The organism is Terriglobia bacterium, from assembly GCA_020072565.1.
Lineage (GTDB): Bacteria > Acidobacteriota > UBA6911 > UBA6911 > UBA6911 > JAFNAG01.
Genome location: JAIQGI010000001.1, coordinates 122,907 through 142,576 on the forward strand (window position 1 = coordinate 122,907; position 19,670 = coordinate 142,576).

Below are 19,670 nucleotides of genomic sequence, written 5' to 3' on the forward strand. Positions count from 1 at the left end.
GTTGGGTTAACATGCTCGCAGCAGTGGCGCGGGATACAGCCCCCGCGCCACTGCCAATCCTTGGAGTGCGGTAGCTTGCTACCGCCTTGGTTCCGAAAATAGGATTCGGAAAAGGCGCCCCGGAAAGCGGGATACACCCCAAGGGATCGATCGGGGTGACATCTCGAATGCCTTTTCAGTTTGTGATTTCCGTTCCTGTCTTTGTCCTGCTCCTCTTTCCTGCAGCCATCCAGCAGAAGGCGCCAAAGCCCGAAAAGATAAAGGACTGGCTGCAGACCGAGGTTCAATACCTCATTACCGAGGAAGAACGCCAGGTTTATCAGCACCTGACGACTGAGGAAGAGCGGGAACATTTTATCGAAGAGTTCTGGAAACGGCGCGACGCCAGCACGGAAAGGCGCGGAGAGTTCCAAGCTGAGTTTTACCGTCGTGCGGCTTACGCCAACGAAAATTTCCAGGCAGGGATTCCGGGCTGGAGAACAGACCGGGGCCGCATCTACATCCTCTACGGACCCCCCAACCGCCGCGACGCTCATCCCATGGGGGGGCGCTATGAAAAGCCTCCCAGCATGGGGGGCGATACCATCACCACCTATCCCTTCGAAATCTGGGAATACGACTACATCGATGGAATCGGGCAGGAAGTGACGATTGAGTTCGTGGATCGCACGGGCACCGGTCTCTACGTTCTCGAGACTGATCCGAACAAGAAGGATGTTTTCTACTGGCGTCGCGGTGAGCAGCCGCTGCAGCGCGTGGCGCCTCGTGCCCAAGAGATGCCGTTCGAGCGCCTGAACGTGTACGCCAAACTGCAGTCGCCGCCCGCGCTCAAATTTCCGAAGTTGAGAGAAGAAATCCGGGCCAAGGTCACCTACAATGCGCTGCCTTTCGACTCGAGCACGGCTTTTGTTCGTATGTCTCCCGACCTTTGTGCCGTACCCGTTACCGTCGTGGTTTCGAACGATCGTCTGACGTACGTCGGGATAGGAGGCTACTTCGAGGCGGAGATCCAGTTATATGCGGCGGTGACGAACATTAACGGAGAGACCATCTATCAGCTCGATGACAGCTTCAAATCCCAAACCGGGAACACTCCCCTGCCGGAACTCCTGAAGCAGCGCACCTACCACCAGGTCATCATCCCGTTGACGGCCGGGCGGTACAAGCTGAGTCTGCTTTTGAAGGACGTGAATTCGGGAAAAATGGGAAGCCAGGTGTCGAGCTTTTGGATACCGCAGTCAAGCGAAGGTGGACTCAACACCAGCTCCTTGATCTGCGCGGACGTCATCCAGCCGGCTCCCCAAAGCAGCCGCGGCCAAGAGTTCGTTCTTGGGCCTCTGAAGGTGATCCCCAATCTGAAAGCAACCTACCCACGCAGGTACAACCTCGGTCTGTATCTGGAAGTGTATGACCTCGATCTGGACGCGGTCACGGGCAAGCCCAGCGTTGAGGTCTCTTACCTGCTGGAATCCCCGGATGGGACCAGGATTCCGATCGGTCCGGAATCCGAGTCTCACTTTCCGGATGGACACACGATGGCCATAAGCAAGGGCATCGCGCTTGCCGACCTCCGTCCGGGCAAGTATCGCGTGGCAGTCCGAATCACTGACCTCATCAGCCGGCGCACCTGCACCCTGGAAAGCCAGATCGAAATCCTGTAACGCCCCTGCCCGAACTTCGGAGTCGGTTGCGACGCGGGCAGTGCTGTGGTAGTAATACTTTGGCGCAGATGACAAATGATCCCGGGGCTCGAATGGATGTCCAGAAGAAGGAGATGAAGAACGGCCTCGTGGTTGCCAGCGAGGTGATGCCTCATCTCCGCTCCGTGACGATCGGTGTCTGGGTAAGATGCGGCTCCCGCTTTGAAGATCCCCGGGTCTGCGGGATCTCACATTTCATCGAGCACCTTCTTTTCAAAGGGACGAAATCACGCACGGCGGCTGATATCGCCAAGGCGATCGATTCCGTCGGCGGCCAACTCGACGCCTTTACCGACAAGGAATATGTCGGCTTCTATGCCAGAATTCTCGATTCCCACCTGCCGCTGGCCTTCGAGCTGCTGTCGGATATCGTACTGAATCCGACTTTCCCAGCCGCCGAAATTGAGCACGAGCGCAACGTCATCTTCGAAGAGATCAGCACCGTGGAGGACTCTCCGCAGGAGCTGATCCATGACATTTTCCTTGAGAGTTTCTGGCAGGGGCATCCGCTGGGCCGGCCTATCGTCGGCACCAGAGGGTCGGTCGCGGGCATCGGGCGCAAGCAGGTGATGGAATACTTCCGGCGCACCTACCACGCCGCGCGCAACACGGTGATTTCCGTGGCCGGCAACATCCGGCACCGGGAAGTCCAGGAGCTCGCCGAGCGCTGCTTTTCCGACTTGCCGGCCGGAATCGAAAGCCATCCCGGGCCTCCGCCCGTTCCGCAGTCGGCGCGCTCCATCCGCTACAAGCCGAACCTGGAACAGACGCACCTCTGCATCGGCGTGCCCTGTCCCCCCCGCATATCGGAGGACCGGTTCTGCGCTCACCTGTTGAGCAACATCCTGGGTGGCGGCATGAGTTCGCGCCTTTTCCAGAACATCCGCGAGAAACGGGGACTGGTCTATGCCATTGATTCGATCTTGAACCTGTACCGGGATGCCGGGACTCTGGTCGTCTGCGCCGCTACCGCCCCCAAGACTGCGCTGACGGTAGGAAAGCTGGTTTTGAAGGAGTTCAGGAAGCTGCGGGATGAGCTCGTTTCACTCGAAGAGCTGGAACGGGCCAAAGAGTGCCTCAAGGGATCGCTGACGCTGAGCCTGGAAAGTTCGAGCAGTCGCATGACATACCTGGCCCAGCAGCAGATCGACTTCGGACGCTTTTACACGCTGGGCGAGATTCTGGATCGAATCGACCGTGTGCGGCGCACGGACATGCGCCGCCTGGCGCGGGAGATATTTGGTTCATCTTTGACGGTGGCAGCCTTGGGAAACAGCAACGGCAGATCACTCGAGTCGGTAAACCTGAGAATATGACGCCATGGCCTTAAGCTTTACTCTGCTCGGCAGCGGGAGTTCAGGCAACGCCACGCTGGTAAGTGACGGAAACACGCACATCCTGGTAGACGTCGGCCTCAGCGGCCGGGAAACGGTGCGCCGTCTTGCGGAGTGCAGACTGAGCCCGCAGCACATCTCTGCCATCGTGGTGTCGCACGAGCACGGGGACCACTGCCGGGGCATCGCGCCGCTTGCCAAACACCTCGAAGTCCCCGTCTTCATCACCGACGGGGCTTACACAGCGGCCGGTATGGCACTCGCCGACAGCAAGCGCCGGCGCATCGAGTCCGGTTGCGTGTTTGAAGTCTGCGGCGTGCTGTTCACGCCGTTTGCCGTGCCCCATGATGCCGCGGACCCAATCGCTTTCTGCATCGAGAAAGACGGAGTGAAGATAGCCATCGTTCTTGACCTGGGTTACGTCTCAAACCTGGTGGTGGAACGCCTGAGAGGATGCGACGCGATCGTGCTGGAGTCGAACCATGACATCCACATGCTCAAGGTAGGACCCTACCCCTGGGCGTTGAAGCAGCGCGTCATGAGCCGGCGCGGCCACCTGTCCAATGACCTGGTAGCGGAATACCTGCTGAAGGGATTCGACGGCAGGGCGAGGCATGTGGTCCTGGCCCACCTGAGCGAGAAGAATAACCTGCCGGAACTGGCGTTGCTGTCCGCACGCAGAGCACTGGAGGAACGGTCAAGCTTCCTTTCCTCGCAAACGAAACTGGAATTGGGCCGCCCCGACCGTGTGAGCGCGACCTACCGATTCTAGTGATGTGTCATGAGTGAGGAGTCATGAGTGTGCAGGACTTGTCTCTCATGACTCCTCACTTGTGTGATTGCTGAACCTCTCTGAAGGAAGAGCGCAGATGATCGATCGATATTTCCCGAAAGACGTGGCGGAGATATGGTCCGATGAAAACAAGTTCCGCACCTGGCTGCGCGTCGAGTTGGAGGTGTGCAAGGTTCTGGCGGAAAAAGGCTGGATTCCTCACGAGTCCCTCGCCCGGATCCTCGAAAAGGCCGATTTCTCGCTCGCGCGCATCGTGGAACTCGAGCAGGTGACCCATCACGATCTGATTGCATTCACGACGAGCGTGGCCGAGCATGTCGGTACGGACTCGCGCTACATCCACTGGGGATTGACGTCCACCGATGTCGTCGACACGGCCCAGGGCCTGCAGTTGCTGTCGGTCAACGAGCTGATTCTCGCCGCCATCGATGAGTTCATGGCCGCCGTCAAGGCACGCGCAGAAGAGCACCGGCACACCCCGATGATGGGGCGCACGCACGGGATTCATGCCGAAGTGACCACCTTCGGCCTGAAGCTTGCGGTCTGGTACGACGAGATGCGCCGCAATCGCGAGCGCATGTGCCGGGCCGCAGAAATCCTGCGGGTGGGAAAGATCTCCGGGGCCGTCGGAACGTTCGCCCACCTGGATCCCGACGTCGAAGAGACGGTCTGCCGGCGCCTGGGACTTCAGGCCGCACCGGCGTCGACGCAGACGCTGCAGCGCGACCGGCATGCCGAATACATTGCCACGCTCGCCATCATCGGAGCCTCGCTGGACAAGTTTGCCACGGAGATCCGGCATCTGCAGCGCACGGAGGTCCGCGAAGTCGAGGAGCCATTTGCCGCCGGGCAAAAGGGGTCTTCCGCGATGCCGCACAAGCGGAACCCGGTGAAATGCGAGCAGATTTGCGGCCTGTCGCGGCTGCTGCGGGGCTACGTGGTGACGGCTTTGGAAGACGTGCCCCTGTGGCATGAACGCGACATCTCACACTCTTCGGCCGAGCGCGTGATCCTGCCGGATGCCACCGGCCTGGTCTGCTACATGCTCCGCTCGCTGACCCGGCTGGTGATGGGGCTGCTCGTCTATCCCGAGCGGATGCTGAGGAACATGGAGCAGACACGGGGTTTGGCCTATTCCGGCCGGCTGCTCCTGGATCTGACCAGGAAGGGGATTTCCCGCGAGGAAGCTTATGTCTGGGTGCAGCGTTGCTCGATGCGGGTCTGGAACGAGGACAAGGATTTTCTCACGGTTTTGCAGGGGGATCCCGACATCTCGCGCGTACTCTCCGCCAGGGAGATCGGCGCGGTCGTAAGTCCGGAGCTTCAACTCAGGCACGTCGACACGGTCTTCGCCAGAGTCTTCGGTTCGAGCTCGTGAACGCCGCAGCCGGCTTTTCCGCTGCGGATCCAGCGAATCCACAAGCATCTTGCTTTTGGACGCTATCGCCTGTAAAATCTGTGCTTTTGAAAACTATCCGCCGGAGACACATAGATCATGAAGAGGACGTTCCAGCCCAACAACAGCAAGCGCAAAAAAACCCATGGGTTTCGGGCCAGGATGGCGACCAAGGGCGGCAGGCTGGTTTTGAGCAGAAGGCGAGCCAAAGGTCGGAAGAGGCTGAGCGTGAGTGGTTAGCAAAGCAGACGAGAGGTTCCCCTGGCGGCAGAGAATTGTCAGAAGCTCGGATTTCCGGTCTCTTTACCACACCGGCCGGAGGCTCGATGCGGGGAAGTTCGTGCTTTTCGGACGGCCCAATGGCCTGGGCTTTCATCGGCTGGGGCTCACGGTCTCGCGCAAGGTCGGCGGCGCGGTCGTACGAAATCGCGTCAAACGTCTATTCCGGGAGATCTTCCGCAGGTTTTCTGCCGATATTCCTTGCCATCTTGATCTCGTCGTGAATGCGAAGCGCGAGTGCGCATCGGTTGCCTACGCTGCGTTGCGCGAGGAGTTCCTTTCCGCTGCACGAAGAATCTGCCGGTGAAGAGGTAGAGCAGGGCGCTCACGAGCAGCCAGCCGGACGGGCGGAGAGGCATGTATGAAGAACGTCATACTCTGGCTCCTGCGCGCTTATAAGCGCTACATCTCAATCCTGCTTCCTCCGTCATGCAGGTTCGAGCCTACGTGCTCATTGTATATGTATCAAGCGATTGAAAAGAAAGGAGTTATCCGGGGACTGACTCTGGGCCTGCGGCGGTTGCTGAGGTGCCATCCCTTTTCTGCCGGCGGCTTTGATCCGGTGCCGTGACCTCCCTGAGCTGAGACATGGAAAAACGAGTTGTAGCTGCTATCGCCTTATCCATCGCGGTCCTGCTCGCGTTCAAGTATTTTCTGGAGCCGCCGCCGGTCAAGGAAACAGCGCCCATCACCCGACCGGCCCCGGTACCTCCACCGCAGCCTCCGCAGCCTCCGCCGCAAGCGGTGCCGGCGGCTGAACCCGCGGCAGCTTTTCCTGCCGAGGAAGAGGTTCCCGGACGGCAGATTGTCGTCGAATGCAGCCTCTACCGTGCGGTGCTGGACAATCGGGGAGGCGTTCTGACAGGCTGGCAGCTGAAGCAATACAAGACGGCCAAGGGGGAATTGTTCGACATGATCCCGGCCGCTCATATGGAGGAGCGGCCCTATCCGGGATCGCTGACTTTTGACGACCCGTCGTTGACGGCGTCGGCAAACCAGCAAAACTATTCCGTGGAGATCGTCGACGGGAAGAAGGCCGGGGCGGTGCTGACGGCGCCCGCCACGGTTGTGATGCGGCTGCGGCGCGGCGACCTGGCCGTCGAAAAGCGCTTCCGGTTTGATGCCGCAAACTATCTGGTCAGTTTGTCAACCACGTTCCAGCGCGGGACCCAGCCGCTGCGGGGGCGGATCCTCCTCGGTCAGGACATCGGACCCGAGCCGGAGCATCTGCTTAACCCCTCGCTGAACCTGATGGCGGTTTCGGATCTCGGCGGCGGGATCCAGCGCGACGCGGCGCCGAAGGACGAGAACGAGGTAAAGCAAATCGCGGGGGACGTGCGCTGGTTCGGACTGGACATGCAGTACTTTGCTGAGATTGCCGTTCCCGCGCAGCCCGTGGCGGCTTTCGAGATCCAGCGCAGGCCCGTGCAAGCGGTCGGGCTGGGCGGCGAGGCGCTGACGCGCAACCTGCTCCGCATGACCGTTCCGGCAGACGGCAGCGCGGTGTACCGGATCTATCTCGGGCCGAAGATTCAGTCCCACCTTGCCGCGGTGCCGGGCGCGGACCTTTCGGGGGTCATTGATTACGGTACCTATCTCGGCATCATCGTCAAGCCTCTGTTTCTGGCGCTGCGGTTCATCAACCAGTACACGAAGAATTACGGGATGGCCATTATCCTGCTGACTTTCGCCTTGACGCTGGTTCTGTTCCCTCTCCGCCTGAAGCAGATGGTTTCGATGAAGAAGATGCAGGTGCTGCAGCCGAAGATCAAGGATATCCAGGAGAGGTACAAGCGCTACAAGAAAACCGACCCGAAACGCGCCGAGATGAACCAGGAAGTCATGGCGCTCTACAAAGAGCACAAGGTCAACCCGTTGGGGGGTTGTCTGCCTCTTATCTTGCAGATGCCGCTGCTGTTTGCCTTTTATCGCCTGCTGTCGATCTCGATTGAACTGCGCCAGGCTCCCTTTGTCGGCTGGCTGCACGATCTTTCGGCCAAAGACCCCTACTACATCCTTCCGATTGTCATGGGGATCACGATGCTGATCTCGCAGAAGATGACGCCGATGGCGCCCGGGACGGATCCGACGCAGGCGAAGATGATGTTGCTCATGCCTGTGGTCTTCACCTTCTTCTTCCTGAATGTCTCCAGCGGCTTGAACCTCTACTTTCTGTGTAGTAACGTTTTTCAAATCGCATTCCAGAAGGTTGCGGAAAGGTGGGTAGGTGACAAAGGATCAGTACGCAAGTCAAAAAGCTGATGGCGCCGCCGCGGAAAACGCAGGGGAAACCGTCGCGCGCTTCTGCCGCGAGCTGATCGATCGACTCCATTTGACGCTCGACATCGATGCGCGGGAGGATGGGCCGGTCGTGATCGTGAACCTTTCAGGTCCGGATCGCCCGATTCTGCTCTCGAACACGGCCGCTGTGCTCAACAACATCGAATATGTCCTGAACAAGGCGTTCCGTACGGGAAAGGACGAGAAGATCGCCACCATCATCCTCGACTCCGACGACTACCGGAGGCACAGGGAAGCGGAACTGAAGCTGCTGGCCCAGATAGCGTCGCAGAAAGTGATCGCAGAGCGCCGTCCCCTCAGTCTTCAACCCATGATCCCGCGGGAACGCAGAATCGTGCATCTGGCGTTGGCCCCGATCGAAGGGGTGCGCTCACAGAGCGATGGTGAGGGGGACAATCGCAACATTACCATCTATCCTGCGGACTAAAGAGGCCGCGGCGCGACGGAGCGCCGCGGAAGCAATGGTCGATCTGAGTGACACCATATGCGCTCTCTCCTCGGCACCGGGGCGCTCAGGGATTGCGGTGGTGCGGCTGAGCGGCCCCCGATGCTTCCGGATCCTCGGACAAGTGTTCACGCCGGCCCACGCGCATCCGGAAATGCCTGCGCGGCGAGCGGTTCTCGGGCGCATTCTCGATCCGGGCACCGGCGGCGAGCTGGATGAGGCACTGGTTACCTGCTTTCGCTCACCCCACTCCTACACCGGCGAAGATGTCGCCGAGATGTCCACCCATGGAAGTCCCGTGGTGGTCGCGCAGCTGCTCGAGCTTCTGTGCTCCGAAGGCGCCCGGCTGGCGGAGCCGGGCGAGTTCACGCTCCGGGCATTCGCGCATGGACGCATGGATCTCGCCCAGGCGGAAGCGGTGCGCGATGTGATCGAAGCCAACACCCGATATCAGCTGCAGGTGGCTTCGCGGCAGCGCTCGGGCGGACTTTCGCAGCAACTCGAGCCGGTCCGGCGGCAACTGACGGATGTCATCGTCAATCTGGAAACTGCCGTGGAGTTTGTGGAACAGGACCTGGAGGTCGAGTCGCGCGCTCTGCTGGCGGCCAAGCTCGAGCGAATTCTGCAGGAACTGTCGCGGTGGGTCGGATCGTACCAGCGCGGCAGGATTGTACGCGACGGTTTCGGCCTGGCGATTATCGGCCGGCCGAATGTGGGCAAGAGCAGCCTCTTCAACGCCCTGCTGGCCGAGGATCGTTCGATCGTCACCGAGATGCCGGGCACCACCCGCGACCTGGTATCGGAGTTTGTCGACATCGGGGGGATCGCGGTGCGGCTCGTCGATACTGCAGGGCTACGGGACGGTCTTGACGTGATCGAGCAGATCGGCGTCGACCGCAGCCTGCGCGTGATGTCGGATGCCGACGCGCTTCTGGTCGTTGTGGACACCAGCCGTCCCTGGTGCCGGGAAGATGAGCGCCTGCAGGAGCGTCTGCGACCGCGGTCGTGCCTGGTGGCGCTGAACAAGTCGGATCTGCCGTCGATGTGGGCGGGGCCGCAGAGGGAAGAGTATGCAGCGCTCGGGCCGTGCGTGGAGGTTTCTGCACTCACCGGCGCGGGCCTCGATGCGCTGCGCACTGCGATTCAACGGCATTTTTTCGGGGATGCGGGGCGCGGGCACGACGGCCTGCTGGTGACCAATCTGCGGCACTGTCAGTGCCTGGAAGGAGCTCGGCAGCAGCTGGCTGCGGCGGCCGGAGCCCTGCGCGGCGGTTTGTCGGAGGAATTCGTGCTGGCGGATCTGCATCGGGGCCTGCAGAAGCTCGGTGAGATCACCGGCGCAACCAGCGTGGAAGAGGTGCTCGGCGAAATCTTCAGCCGTTTTTGCATCGGCAAGTGAGCCGGACAGATTCTGGTGTTGGGATTCTCGCTCCTGGTCCAAGATCAATAATGAAGTTCCGTGAGTCGTTCGATGTCATCGTCGTGGGTGGGGGGCATGCCGGGTGCGAAGCCGCCTGGGCCGCCGCCCGGATGGGGGCCAGGACCGCGCTTTTCACGTTCGACCTCGCCTTGATTGCACAGATGTCCTGCAATCCGGCGATCGGCGGGATCGCAAAAGGCCACCTGGTGCGCGAGATCGACGCCCTGGGCGGGATCATGGGGGAGATCGCGGATAAGACCGGGATACAATTTCGGCTGCTCAACGGCAGCCGCGGCCCGGCGGTGCAGGCGCCGCGTTGCCAATCTGATAAAGCGAAATACCGCAGTAAGATGCGAGAGACTATCGAGTCGCTTCCCGGTCTATTACTATGTCAATCGGAGGTAACCGGAGTGGTTCTCGAGCAGGGGGAGGCACGGGGTGTCGAGTTGGCCGACGGGACCATGGTCGGCGCATCGGCCGTTGTGATCACCACGGGCACCTTCCTCAGAGGCTTGACCCATATCGGGGAGGAGCGGAGCGCTGCCGGCAGGATGGGGGAGGCGCCATCGATTCGGCTGGCCGAGTGGCTGAAGGGGGTGGGGTTCCGCATGGGCCGGTTGAAGACGGGTACGCCGCCGCGGTTGGACGGGCGCACCATCGACTACGGGGAGTTCGAGGAGCAGAAGGGGGACGCCGAGCCGACTTTCTTCTCCTTCCGGACCAGGAAGGCGACGCTCCGGCAGGTTTCCTGCCATGTCGGCTACACCAACGAGGGCGTACACAGGGTGGTGCGCGAGAATCTGCGGCGCTCGGCGCTATATGGCGGTGCGATTGTCGGCATCGGGCCGCGCTATTGCCCGAGCATCGAGGACAAGGTGGTCAAGTTTGCCGACAAGGAGCGCCATCAGGTTTTTCTGGAACCGGAAGGGCTTGACACGGATGAGGTTTACCTAAACGGGATGTCGACGAGCATGCCGGTCGATGTTCAGGAGGCGATGGTGCGGGCCATCCCCGGTCTGGAGCACGCCCGGATGGTGCGCCCTGGGTATGCGATCGAATACGACTTCGTCGATCCCACGGAACTCCGCGCGACGCTCGAGACCCGGCGCGTCCCGCGTCTTTTCCACGCCGGCCAGATCAACGGTACCACGGGGTACGAGGAGGCCGCCGCCCAGGGGATGGTCGCCGGGATCAACGCGGCGCTGCGCGCCCAAGGCAAGGAGGGAGTGGTGTTGCCGCGCACGGAAAGCTACATCGGCATTCTGATCGACGATCTGGTCACGCGCGGCGTGGATGAGCCCTACCGCATGTTCACGTCGCGCTCGGAGCTGCGCCTGCTCCTGCGCATCGACAACGCCGATCTGCGCCTGACCCCGCTCGGGCACCGTCTCGGGCTGGTCCCGGAGGCCGATCATGCCGCCTGCGGGGAAAAATACCGGGAAGCGGCGCGCATGCGCCGTTTCCTGCAGGAGCACAGGTGGGACCCGGCCGAGTTGGCGCTGCCCGGCCTCGAGCCGGCTGCGGCCAAGGGCTCCACCCTGGAGCAGCTGTTGCGGCGGCCGGGCTTGGCGCTGGCAGATTTCGAACCGCTCATGCGCGCGCGCGGCGTCTGGTTTTCTGCCGCGGCGCGCAAGTCGGTGGAAATCGAAGTGCGGTACCAGGGCTACATCGAGCAGCAGCAGAAGGACGCCGAGAAGATACGGCGCCTGAGCCGGCGCCGCATTCCGGACGATTTCGATTACTCGACGGTCAGCGGTTTGAGCCGGGAAGTCAGGGAGAAGCTCTGCCGCGTGCGTCCCGGGGACCTCGGGACCGCGGCGAGAATTCCGGGCGTCACACCCGCCGCAGTCTCTATCCTCAACGTCCGGCTCGAGTTGCTTCGGGCCAAAGGGCGGGCCGACCGCTAGCGCGATGCGGGCACGCTCAGGGAGACCATGAATTCGGCCGAGGCTTTGCGGCAATTGATCCTGCGCGGCGGCTACCGGGAGGGATGCGAAGAGGCGCACCGGCTCCTCGGCTACCTGGCGCTGCTGGAGAAATGGAATACCCGCATCAACCTGACGGCATCGACCGACTGGTCTGCGCTCGGATGGCTCTTCGAGGAGGCTCTCTGGGCGGCACGGTTCTATCCTTCCGCGCCGGTCACCCACCTGGACGTCGGCAGTGGAGCCGGATTTCCGGCTGTCCCCCTGCGGATCCTGCGCCCCGCCATGCGGCTGCATCTCGTCGAAAGCCGTGGCAAGCGGGCCGCCTTTCTGGCAACCGTGGCCGCCGACCTGCGCCTGGAAGGGACGGAGGTGGTCTGCGCACGTGTCGAGGAGTTTTTGCGCGGCCCGGCGGTGCCGGCATTCGACATCGTCTCCTGCAAAGGGCTGAAGCTGAGCGCCGAGGCTGTCGATCTGCTGCTGGCCGCGAGCCGTCCGACCACGCAACTCTGGCTTTTTCACGGCCGCACCCTCCCTCTCGAGCACGCGGCGCGGGCGCGAGCCGCGCTGCGCCGGCTGCGGCAGGAGCATCTTCCCGGGCACACCGCCCGCAGTCTGTCGATCTATGGTGTTTCACGTGAAACAGGTTCCACGTGAAACCGCAGGGAGCCCTCCCGGGCCCGGGGCACACCCGTGTCCCCAAATGAATGCCCGCGCGCTCAGCCGCGCGCCGGCACGATGTTCATGCCGGGCCGGAGTTGTGAAATTCGTGCCCTTCGTGGCCGCTTTTGTTTGAGGCGCCGCGATCTCCTGTGGTATGCTCGCGGGCATCGTGCGCACCATGGGCAGGATCATCGCGATCACCAATCAGAAGGGGGGAGTCGGCAAGACGACCACGGCCATCAACCTGGCCGCGGCCCTGGCCATGGCCGACATGCGCGTGCTCGTCGTCGATACCGACGCCCAGGCCAACTGCACCAGCGGCCTGGGTGTGGCCCGGGGGTCGATCCACAGAAGCATCTACCACTCCATAATCCTGGGCGAACCGTTGGCCCATGTCATCCTCGGCACGGAACTCGACAATCTCAAGCTGGTGCCGGCCGATCGCAATCTGACCGGGGCGGCGATCGAAATGATCGAGCTCCCCGAACGCGAGTTCATCCTGAAACGCCTGCTGGCGCCGGTGGCCGGGGACTACGACTTCATCCTGATCGACAGCCCGCCGTCGTTGAACCTGCTCACGCTCAACGGGCTGGTGGCCGCGCAGTCGGTGCTGGTCCCGATCCAGTGCGAATATTTCGCCCTGGAAGGGATCTCGGAACTCCTCGACACGGTGGCCCGCGTGCGGCGCAGCTACAATCCCGGCCTGGCGATCCAGGGGATTCTACTGACAATGTTTGATGAAAGAACCAACCTGAGCACGCAGGTGCGGGAGGACCTCAACAACTTTTTCCCCAAAGAGATCCTCGCCACGGTGATCCCGCGCAACGTGCGTCTGGCCGAAGCGCCGAGTTTCGGTAAGCCGATTGTTCTCTATGACATAAGATCCAAAGGGGCCGAGAGTTACATCAAGCTCGCCAAGGAAATCCTAAACCATGAGAAAAAAGGTGCTGGGTAAGGGACTCGGGGCGCTGATCCCGGAAGCAGGCCATCCGGAACCGGCTCCCAGCGAGATCGACATCGACCAGATCACGACCAATCCCGATCAACCGCGGCTGAAGTTCGACGAAAAGAGCCTGAACGAGCTTTCCGACTCGATCCGCATTCACGGCGTGCTGCAGCCGGTGCTCGTCCGCCCCCTGGGCAGTGCGTATCAGCTGGTGGCGGGCGAGAGACGATTGATGGCGGCGCAGCGGGCCGGGCTGTTGAAAGTGCCGGCCTTCGTCCGGGATGTGCCCGACGATCACCTGCTGGAGCTGGCTCTGATTGAGAACATTCAGCGCGAACAGCTCAACCCGATCGAGGAAGCCCAAGCCTATCATAATCTTATCGAGAGCCTCCCCACCACCCAGGAGGAGCTGGCCGGACAGCTCGGGAAGGAGCGCAGCACCATCGCCAACGCCCTCCGCCTGCTGAAGCTCCCGCCCGCGGTCAAACTCCTGGTCGCCGAGGGCAAGCTGTCGCCGGGGCACGCGCGCGCCTTGCTTGCGGCAAACCTGGCCCCTGCCGAGACGACCCGGGCCGCCAATGTCATGGTGGCGAAGGGTTGGTCCGTGCGCGACGCGGAGCGCTGGGCCAAGAAGAGCCAGTCGGCCCGCGCCCGCGCCTCCATTCCGCAGGACCCCAACATCACCGCCGCGGCCGATCGCCTGCGCCTGCTGCTGGGCACGAAAGTCGAGATCACCGGCGGGCAGGGGGTACGGCAGGCCGGGCAAATCCGCATCCACTTCTTCAGCCAGGAAGATCTCACCCGTATCTACAGTATTATCATAGAGAAACGTCGCCATGATGGGGGTATGCGATGAAGCTTAAAAGGGAAAGTGACGATGAAATCCTGAGCCTCGTGGGGGAGGGGGTGGAGTTCCAGGGAGAGCTTTCTTTCGCCCACGGGATCAGGGTGGATGGCGTGGTCAGGGGGAAGGTGCGCTCGGATTCCTGCCTCGTCATCGGGCCCCGGGGAAAAGTGGAAGCCGAGGTAGCGATCCGCCGAGTGTCCATCAGCGGCGAGTTCCGGGGCGCAATTCACGCCTCCGATCGCGTCGAAATTCATAAGGAAGGAAAGGTTTACGGCGATATTTATACCCCGTGCCTCATCATTGAAGCGGGTGCCCTTTTCGAGGGCAAATGCAACATGAACGACCAGCAGCCGGCCCCTCCCCAGGCGCAGGCTGCCGCCCAGGCTCAGAACGAATAACCGGACTGAAAACAGGCGGCCCTTGGAAATGACGTCGGGTCCCGTCTGAGCCCGCATGCCGGAGCAGGCAATCCCATCCGGGTTCGGGCTCGGATCCCGAAATCGACGCCTCCGGACGTGCTCGCAGGCTTGGAAACGGCAGGTGGGGGCTAACCCTCGATCTCAACGGCTATCTTCAATGATTTCAGGAACTTAGCATCTTCAGAGGTAATGCGCAGACGAACCGGATCCTCGTCCCTGGGAGCTGAGGAAATGACTTCGTTCTCACCCTTCCCCTTGCGGTTGAAACCGATGGTCGCATCGATGATCAGAAAGGCCTCGTAGCCTGCCTCGTCTATGCTTCGGATGGATTCGTTGATTCTCGAAGATTCGCTCAGAGTTTCGTTGATGGCTTCTTCGAGATTCCTCATGAGGCGTTTGATTTCAGCGTCCGGCATGTGGCACTCCTATCACCTGGCGGCGAAATTTGATCATTCGCTGGGCGCAGTGGCATTATAACCACGCAGGGTATGTCCATCTTAGAAAAGTGCGCTTTGGCTGTCAAGATTGATCTGGCACAAGTCGGCAAGAGAAATTCGAAGTTTGATTTTGGATCCGGCGATTATCGAGAGCAACCTCCCTGGCCCGTACCCTGCCGAGATCCAAAACCCGCAAGCCTGAATCCGAGGGGATGAGAATGGAACCGAAGGTCATCTATGGCCCGTATCCTCGCTGGGGTGAGAGGACGGAAAAGGCCGGCGAGTACCCTTTCACCCGCGGCATCCATGCCAACATGTATCGCGGGAGACCGTGGACCATGCGGCAATATGCCGGCTTCGGCTCCGCACGGGAATCGAACGAGCGGTACCGCTACCTGCTCGCCCAGGGCCAGACCGGTCTCAGCATCGCTTTCGATCTGCCGACTCAGATCGGACTCGATCCGGATCATCCGCTGGCCGCCGGCGAAGTGGGCAAGGTGGGTGTGTCGGTCGCCTCGCTGCGCGACCTGGAAACGCTCCTCCAGGGCATACCTCTCGACTGCGTCTCGATCTCCATGACCATCAACAGCACTGCATCCATTCTTTTGGCCATGGTGCTTTGCCTCGCGCGCCACCAGGGCGTGCCCTGGAATGCCCTGCGGGGTACGGTCCAGAACGACATCCTGAAGGAATACATCGCGCGCGGCACTTACATTTATCCGCCTGCCCCATCGCTGCGCCTCACTACGGACGTCTTGAGCTTCTGCTGCCGCGAAGTGCCGAACTGGAATCCGATCTCGATCAGCGGGTATCACATTCGCGAAGCCGGCTCCACGGCCGCTCAGGAAGTTGCCTTCACCCTCGCCGACGGCATTGCCTACGTACAGAGCGCCCTGGATGCCGGCCTGAAGGTCGATGACTTTGCCGGCCAGGTCTCATTCTTTTTCAACGCCCACAACAATTTTCTGGAGGAAATCGCGAAGTTCCGCGCGGCGCGCCGCCTCTGGGCCTGGATCATGCGCGAGCGCTTCGGCTCGCGCAACGAGCGCTCGTGCGCGCTACGATTTCACACGCAGACCGCGGGCAGCACTCTGACGGCCCGGCAGCCCGAGAACAACATCGTGCGCGTCACGATTCAAGCCCTCGCGGCCGTGCTCGGCGGGACCCAGTCCCTGCACACAAATTCGATGGACGAAGCCCTGGCGCTCCCCACTGCCACGGCGGCCCGCACCGCCCTCCGCACCCAGCAGATCCTGGCATACGAGAGCGGTGTTGCCAACACCGCCGACCCGACCGGGGGTGCCTATGCCATCGAATCGATGACGGACGAGATCGAAGCAGAAGCGGAGCGCTACATTCTCAGGATTGATGCGATGGGGGGGATGTTGCCCGCAATCGAGCGCGGCTACGTGCAGCGCGAGATCCAGGAGTCATCCTATCGCTATCAGAAACAGATCGAGCTGGGCGAGCAGGTCATCGCCGGAGTCAACCGCTATACCACGGCCGAATCGGCACCGGTCGAACTCCTCGTGGTGGACGAACGGGTGGGCGCGGAGCAATGTCGCAGGCTGGCGGACCTTCGGGCGGCGCGTGATGCCGTTGCCGCCCGCCGGGCGCTCGACCGGTTGTGCTCGGCCGCCCAGGGGAAAGAAAACCTCATGCCCCATATCCTGGCGGCGGTTGAAGCACTGGCCACGGTGGGTGAGATTTCCGATTGCCTCCGAAGCGTTTTCGGCCAGTACCGGGAATCCGTGACTCTCTGAGCAGCGGAGATCGCCCGCAGGCCGGCTGATGCAAAGTGCCGGGACAGACTTACCCGCGCGGCTCAGCTTCGGATAAGAATAAGTTCATCCTGCGGGGTGGAGAGGTATTCCGCGCCTGACGAGGTCACGAGAACCATCTCCTCGATCGTGGCGACGCCGCGGCCGGGAACCGTCAACCGGGGCTCGATCGTGAACACCATGCCGGGCTCAAGGCGGGCAAAGGGCTTCCGGGCATATTTTTCCCAGGCCGGGCCAAGAAGCGCAGTGCCATCATGGGCAAAACGCCCCACCTGATGGCCCAGCGCATGGGGGAACTCGGCATACCCCGCCGCCGTGACCCTGCCCCTGGCAATGGCATCGATCTCTATCCCGAGCACGCCGGGCTTCATGGCGGCGCGGCTCTGCTCGATTGCGTCCACGATGGTCCCGAATCCCTTGAGCACTTCCGGCGGCGGTCCCGACTCCCCCTTGTCCAGTATGTAAAAGGTCCTCTGCAGGTCCGAACAGTAACCTTGATATTTCACCCCGAAGTCCATGTTCAGAATGTGCCCCGGCTCCACGCGCCGGTCCGTGGGTCCGTAATGAGCGCCTGCGGTATCGGGCCCGGTGAACACCGCCGGGCAATGCCCGGGCTCCCAGGCGAACTCGAGCCCCATCCGATCCACCTCGGATTTCATGAAGGCGGCGATTTCCTGCTCCGTTCTCCCGGGGGAGATGAATTTCGTGACTTTGGCAAAGATATCCTCAGTGTTCTTGATGGCCTGCCTGACAAGCGCCAACTCCGTGCCGGTCTTCCGTTGCCGCAGCGCCGAGACGATCCCTTCGGCCGAGACCACACGATTCTCGAATCCCAACTCGCCGAGCAGGCTCATGAGCGTGAGATACATGCCGTGGGTTATGCCGTCGCAGATCTCGCTGTCCCGGGAGTAATTGACAGCAATGGAAGAAGGATTCATCCTGCGCACCACCTCGAGGAACGGGTCCCGGATCCCTTTGACGAAGCCGATGACCTGCCGGTAGGCGCCCGTATCCTCGATGGTTTTCCGGTCGTACTCGCCGCAGATGACACACGATTCGCCGGTGGAGGTGATGATCACCGCCGTGTGCCAGGTGATGTCGGCGCCGATGAGATAGTCGAGGGCGGGGTCGCCGTTGATGGCGCTTTCCCGGGCGAATGTAATCCAGCAGTCGATGTTGTGCTCTCTCAGGATCCCTACCGCCTGCTCCACCTTTTCCTGGATCAGCATCGAGGTTTCTCCCCATGCGAAAAAAGAACATTCCGGCTTCCCTGTCTGCACATTTTAAATGAGTAACGCGGTTTCTGTTCCTATTTTTGCCCTGATTGTGTAAGATTTCGGGTTTGTGCGATCGCATACCGGGTCTTGGGGGGAGTTAATTGAAACCTTTTTCGGCTGCGATTCGTACTAATGGCCATAGTGCTGGAGGCGTTGAATGAGCAAGAAAAAGAAGATATGGATCGCCTGCGGTGTGGCCGTTGTGCTGGGCCTCATAATTTTCTTCAGCATCCGTGCCACCCGCAAGGATGAAGTTCCCGTGCAGACGTCCAAGGTCATCCGCAAAGATGTCCTGAAGGCACAGGTGTCGGCGAGCGGCCAGATTCGGGCCAAAGACTATGTCAACCTTCAGGCGGAGATTGTCGGCGTGGTGACCGATCTCCGCGTGCGCGAAGGCGACAAGGTGAAAAAAGGCGATATTCTGCTGAAAATCGATCCGATCCAGACCGCAGCGCAGGAGGACTCCACCCGCGCCCAGTCGGACGCAGCGCATCAGGACCTGCGGGCGCAGCAATTTCAGATCTCCATCGCCGAACACAACATCGCCAATGCGAAGTCCCAGCTGGATTCGAGCCGCGCGCAGGCGGAACAGGCCACCGCCAACGTGGCGCGCAGCCAGAGCAGCTTCAACCGCAGCCAACAGCTCAACGAAGAAGGACTCATCTCCAGGGACGAGTATGAACAGGCGCAAAACAACCTGAACGCCGCCAAATCCCAGGCTGAGGTGGCCAAGAAGCAGGTCGAGCAGATGGCGAATCAAATCAAGATCTCGGAGAACAGCCTCGAGCAGATGCAAATCAGCTATGCTGCCGCCGAGACCCGGTTGAAATCGCAGGATGCCAATCTTACCCAGGCAACGGATCAGTTGAAAAAGACCACCATTACTTCCTCGCTGAACGGCGTGATCACTCAACTGGTCGTTCACGCCGGTGAGCGGGCAGTCCCCGGCACCTTGAACTCACCCCAGGCAACCCTTATGACGATTTCCGATTTGAGCGTGATTCAGACCGAGCTCAAGGTGGATGAGACCGACATCGTCAGCCTGGCTATCGGGAATCCTGCCAAAATCAAGGTGGATGCTCTTCCTGATATCGTGCTCGACGGCGAGGTCACAGAGATCGGGAACAGCCCCATCACGACCTCCGGATCCACGACGCAGGAAGCGAAGGATTTTAAGGTAATCGTAACGGTCAAAAACCCGCCGGACAAGATCCGGCCGGGAATGTCGTGCACCGCGGACATTATTACCGAGACCCGAAACAACATTCTGGCGATCCCGATTCAGGCGCTGACGATCCGAGAAGTCGAGGTCGACAAGGACGGCAACTACATCGAGCCCGATCCCAAGCAGAAGAAGAAGACCGACTCGGTTGCCCGGGCGGATTCCACCAAGACTAAAATTAACAAGAAAGAACTTGAGGGTGTCTTCGTAATTACTAAGGACAACCATGCGAAGTTCCGTCCCGTGAAGACAGGAATAACCGGTGAGTCCGAAATTGAGGTAAAATCAAACCTCCAGGAAGGGGAAGTGATCGTATCGGGGAGCTTTCAGACCCTGCGCACTCTCAAGGACGGGGCGATCGTAAAAGTTGAAACCACCCCCACGAAGGCGGAGACAACCAAATCACCAAGCTGAGCATCGGCTACAGCGCTTCGAGGAACAACATGAGCGGAAGCAACGGAAAAGACAAACAGCAACCTGACATT

At 61.1% G+C, this 19,670-nt stretch carries 19 protein-coding genes; 17 read left to right on the plus strand and 2 right to left on the minus strand.

Annotated elements, in window-relative coordinates; genetic code table 11:
* Positions 1 to 167: 167 nt before the first annotated feature.
* From LAP85_00540 to LAP85_00610, 15 genes are all read left to right on the plus strand, one after another.
* Positions 168 to 1,661, plus strand: a complete 1,494-nt coding sequence (locus LAP85_00540) for a GWxTD domain-containing protein (protein MBZ5494862.1) — start codon at positions 168 to 170, stop codon at positions 1,659 to 1,661.
* Positions 1,662 to 1,774: 113 nt separating this feature from the next.
* A complete protein-coding gene (locus LAP85_00545) occupies positions 1,775 to 3,016 on the plus strand; it encodes an insulinase family protein (GenBank protein MBZ5494863.1) in 1,242 nt (413 codons plus the stop codon).
* Between the two features lie 4 nt (positions 3,017 to 3,020).
* Positions 3,021 to 3,806 carry an MBL fold metallo-hydrolase gene (locus tag LAP85_00550; GenBank protein MBZ5494864.1) on the plus strand — a complete coding sequence of 262 codons (786 nt, stop codon included), beginning with the start codon at positions 3,021 to 3,023 and terminating at the stop codon, positions 3,804 to 3,806.
* A gap of 97 nt (positions 3,807 to 3,903) precedes the next feature.
* Positions 3,904 to 5,205, plus strand: a complete 1,302-nt coding sequence (gene purB, locus LAP85_00555; GenBank protein MBZ5494865.1) for an adenylosuccinate lyase — start codon at positions 3,904 to 3,906, stop codon at positions 5,203 to 5,205.
* A 117-nt stretch (positions 5,206 to 5,322) separates the two neighbouring features.
* On the plus strand, positions 5,323 to 5,463 hold the full coding sequence (rpmH, locus tag LAP85_00560) for a 50S ribosomal protein L34 (GenBank protein ID MBZ5494866.1): 141 nt from the start codon (positions 5,323 to 5,325) through the stop codon (positions 5,461 to 5,463).
* Positions 5,456 to 5,809 carry a ribonuclease P protein component gene (rnpA, locus tag LAP85_00565; GenBank protein MBZ5494867.1) on the plus strand — a complete coding sequence of 118 codons (354 nt, stop codon included), beginning with the start codon at positions 5,456 to 5,458 and terminating at the stop codon, positions 5,807 to 5,809. The genes rpmH and rnpA overlap by 8 nt, the downstream gene beginning before the upstream one ends.
* A 54-nt stretch (positions 5,810 to 5,863) precedes the next feature.
* Positions 5,864 to 6,073 (plus strand): membrane protein insertion efficiency factor YidD, encoded by a 210-nt coding sequence (gene yidD, locus LAP85_00570; protein MBZ5494868.1) that lies wholly within the window; start codon positions 5,864 to 5,866, stop codon positions 6,071 to 6,073.
* Between the two features lie 17 nt (positions 6,074 to 6,090).
* Positions 6,091 to 7,764 carry a membrane protein insertase YidC gene (gene yidC / locus LAP85_00575; protein ID MBZ5494869.1) on the plus strand — a complete coding sequence of 558 codons (1,674 nt, stop codon included), beginning with the start codon at positions 6,091 to 6,093 and terminating at the stop codon, positions 7,762 to 7,764.
* Positions 7,730 to 8,230 carry a hypothetical protein gene (locus LAP85_00580; GenBank protein MBZ5494870.1) on the plus strand — a complete coding sequence of 167 codons (501 nt, stop codon included), beginning with the start codon at positions 7,730 to 7,732 and terminating at the stop codon, positions 8,228 to 8,230. The genes yidC and LAP85_00580 overlap by 35 nt, the downstream gene beginning before the upstream one ends.
* Positions 8,231 to 8,264: 34 nt before the next feature.
* Positions 8,265 to 9,647: a tRNA uridine-5-carboxymethylaminomethyl(34) synthesis GTPase MnmE gene (gene mnmE, locus LAP85_00585; protein MBZ5494871.1), complete on the plus strand. Its 1,383-nt coding sequence runs from the start codon at positions 8,265 to 8,267 to the stop codon at positions 9,645 to 9,647.
* Between the two features lie 50 nt (positions 9,648 to 9,697).
* The gene (gene mnmG / locus LAP85_00590) at positions 9,698 to 11,575 is read left to right on the plus strand and encodes a tRNA uridine-5-carboxymethylaminomethyl(34) synthesis enzyme MnmG (protein ID MBZ5494872.1); all 1,878 of its coding nucleotides are present in this window, start codon (positions 9,698 to 9,700) and stop codon (positions 11,573 to 11,575) included.
* Between the two features lie 27 nt (positions 11,576 to 11,602).
* On the plus strand, positions 11,603 to 12,250 hold the full coding sequence (locus LAP85_00595) for a 16S rRNA (guanine(527)-N(7))-methyltransferase RsmG (GenBank protein MBZ5494873.1): 648 nt from the start codon (positions 11,603 to 11,605) through the stop codon (positions 12,248 to 12,250).
* Between the two features lie 184 nt (positions 12,251 to 12,434).
* The gene (locus LAP85_00600; GenBank protein ID MBZ5494874.1) at positions 12,435 to 13,211 is read left to right on the plus strand and encodes an AAA family ATPase; all 777 of its coding nucleotides are present in this window, start codon (positions 12,435 to 12,437) and stop codon (positions 13,209 to 13,211) included.
* Positions 13,189 to 14,058, plus strand: coding sequence for a ParB/RepB/Spo0J family partition protein (locus tag LAP85_00605; GenBank protein ID MBZ5494875.1), 870 nt, complete (start codon positions 13,189 to 13,191; stop codon positions 14,056 to 14,058). The genes LAP85_00600 and LAP85_00605 overlap by 23 nt, the downstream gene beginning before the upstream one ends.
* The gene (locus tag LAP85_00610) at positions 14,055 to 14,447 is read left to right on the plus strand and encodes a polymer-forming cytoskeletal protein (GenBank protein MBZ5494876.1); all 393 of its coding nucleotides are present in this window, start codon (positions 14,055 to 14,057) and stop codon (positions 14,445 to 14,447) included. The genes LAP85_00605 and LAP85_00610 overlap by 4 nt, the downstream gene beginning before the upstream one ends.
* A gap of 149 nt (positions 14,448 to 14,596) precedes the next feature.
* Here the strand turns inward: LAP85_00610 and LAP85_00615 are convergent, their stop codons facing one another.
* Positions 14,597 to 14,884 (minus strand): hypothetical protein, encoded by a 288-nt coding sequence (locus LAP85_00615; protein ID MBZ5494877.1) that lies wholly within the window; start codon positions 14,882 to 14,884, stop codon positions 14,597 to 14,599.
* A gap of 233 nt (positions 14,885 to 15,117) precedes the next feature.
* Between LAP85_00615 and LAP85_00620 the strand changes: the two genes are divergently transcribed.
* On the plus strand, positions 15,118 to 16,668 hold the full coding sequence (locus LAP85_00620) for a methylmalonyl-CoA mutase (GenBank protein ID MBZ5494878.1): 1,551 nt from the start codon (positions 15,118 to 15,120) through the stop codon (positions 16,666 to 16,668).
* A 62-nt stretch (positions 16,669 to 16,730) separates the two neighbouring features.
* On the opposite strand, the gene LAP85_00625 is transcribed toward LAP85_00620, so the two are convergent.
* Positions 16,731 to 17,915, minus strand: a complete 1,185-nt coding sequence (locus LAP85_00625; protein MBZ5494879.1) for a Xaa-Pro peptidase family protein — start codon at positions 17,913 to 17,915, stop codon at positions 16,731 to 16,733.
* A gap of 205 nt (positions 17,916 to 18,120) precedes the next feature.
* On the opposite strand from LAP85_00625, the gene LAP85_00630 reads away from it, so the two are divergent.
* Positions 18,121 to 19,599, plus strand: coding sequence for an efflux RND transporter periplasmic adaptor subunit (locus tag LAP85_00630; protein ID MBZ5494880.1), 1,479 nt, complete (start codon positions 18,121 to 18,123; stop codon positions 19,597 to 19,599).
* Positions 19,600 to 19,670: the final 71 nt, after the last annotated feature.

What these genes read in the sequence shown, in the direction of transcription:
- LAP85_00540 (MBZ5494862.1), top strand. Translation starts at nt 168, where the DNA reads ATGCCTTTTCAGTTTGTGATTTCCGTTCCTGTCTTTGTCCTGCTCCTC.
- LAP85_00545 (MBZ5494863.1), top strand. Translation starts at nt 1,775, where the DNA reads ATGAAGAACGGCCTCGTGGTTGCCAGCGAGGTGATGCCTCATCTCCGC.
- LAP85_00550 (MBZ5494864.1), top strand. Translation starts at nt 3,021, where the DNA reads ATGGCCTTAAGCTTTACTCTGCTCGGCAGCGGGAGTTCAGGCAACGCC.
- purB (MBZ5494865.1), top strand. Translation starts at nt 3,904, where the DNA reads ATGATCGATCGATATTTCCCGAAAGACGTGGCGGAGATATGGTCCGAT.
- rpmH (MBZ5494866.1), top strand. Translation starts at nt 5,323, where the DNA reads ATGAAGAGGACGTTCCAGCCCAACAACAGCAAGCGCAAAAAAACCCAT.
- yidD (MBZ5494868.1), top strand. Translation starts at nt 5,864, where the DNA reads ATGAAGAACGTCATACTCTGGCTCCTGCGCGCTTATAAGCGCTACATC.
- yidC (MBZ5494869.1), top strand. Translation starts at nt 6,091, where the DNA reads ATGGAAAAACGAGTTGTAGCTGCTATCGCCTTATCCATCGCGGTCCTG.
- mnmE (MBZ5494871.1), top strand. Translation starts at nt 8,265, where the DNA reads ATGGTCGATCTGAGTGACACCATATGCGCTCTCTCCTCGGCACCGGGG.
- mnmG (MBZ5494872.1), top strand. Translation starts at nt 9,698, where the DNA reads ATGAAGTTCCGTGAGTCGTTCGATGTCATCGTCGTGGGTGGGGGGCAT.
- LAP85_00595 (MBZ5494873.1), top strand. Translation starts at nt 11,603, where the DNA reads ATGAATTCGGCCGAGGCTTTGCGGCAATTGATCCTGCGCGGCGGCTAC.
- LAP85_00600 (MBZ5494874.1), top strand. Translation starts at nt 12,435, where the DNA reads ATGGGCAGGATCATCGCGATCACCAATCAGAAGGGGGGAGTCGGCAAG.
- LAP85_00605 (MBZ5494875.1), top strand. Translation starts at nt 13,189, where the DNA reads ATGAGAAAAAAGGTGCTGGGTAAGGGACTCGGGGCGCTGATCCCGGAA.
- LAP85_00610 (MBZ5494876.1), top strand. Translation starts at nt 14,055, where the DNA reads ATGAAGCTTAAAAGGGAAAGTGACGATGAAATCCTGAGCCTCGTGGGG.
- LAP85_00615 (MBZ5494877.1), bottom strand. Translation starts at nt 14,884, where the DNA reads ATGCCGGACGCTGAAATCAAACGCCTCATGAGGAATCTCGAAGAAGCC.
- LAP85_00620 (MBZ5494878.1), top strand. Translation starts at nt 15,118, where the DNA reads ATGAGAATGGAACCGAAGGTCATCTATGGCCCGTATCCTCGCTGGGGT.
- LAP85_00625 (MBZ5494879.1), bottom strand. Translation starts at nt 17,915, where the DNA reads ATGCTGATCCAGGAAAAGGTGGAGCAGGCGGTAGGGATCCTGAGAGAG.
- LAP85_00630 (MBZ5494880.1), top strand. Translation starts at nt 18,121, where the DNA reads ATGAGCAAGAAAAAGAAGATATGGATCGCCTGCGGTGTGGCCGTTGTG.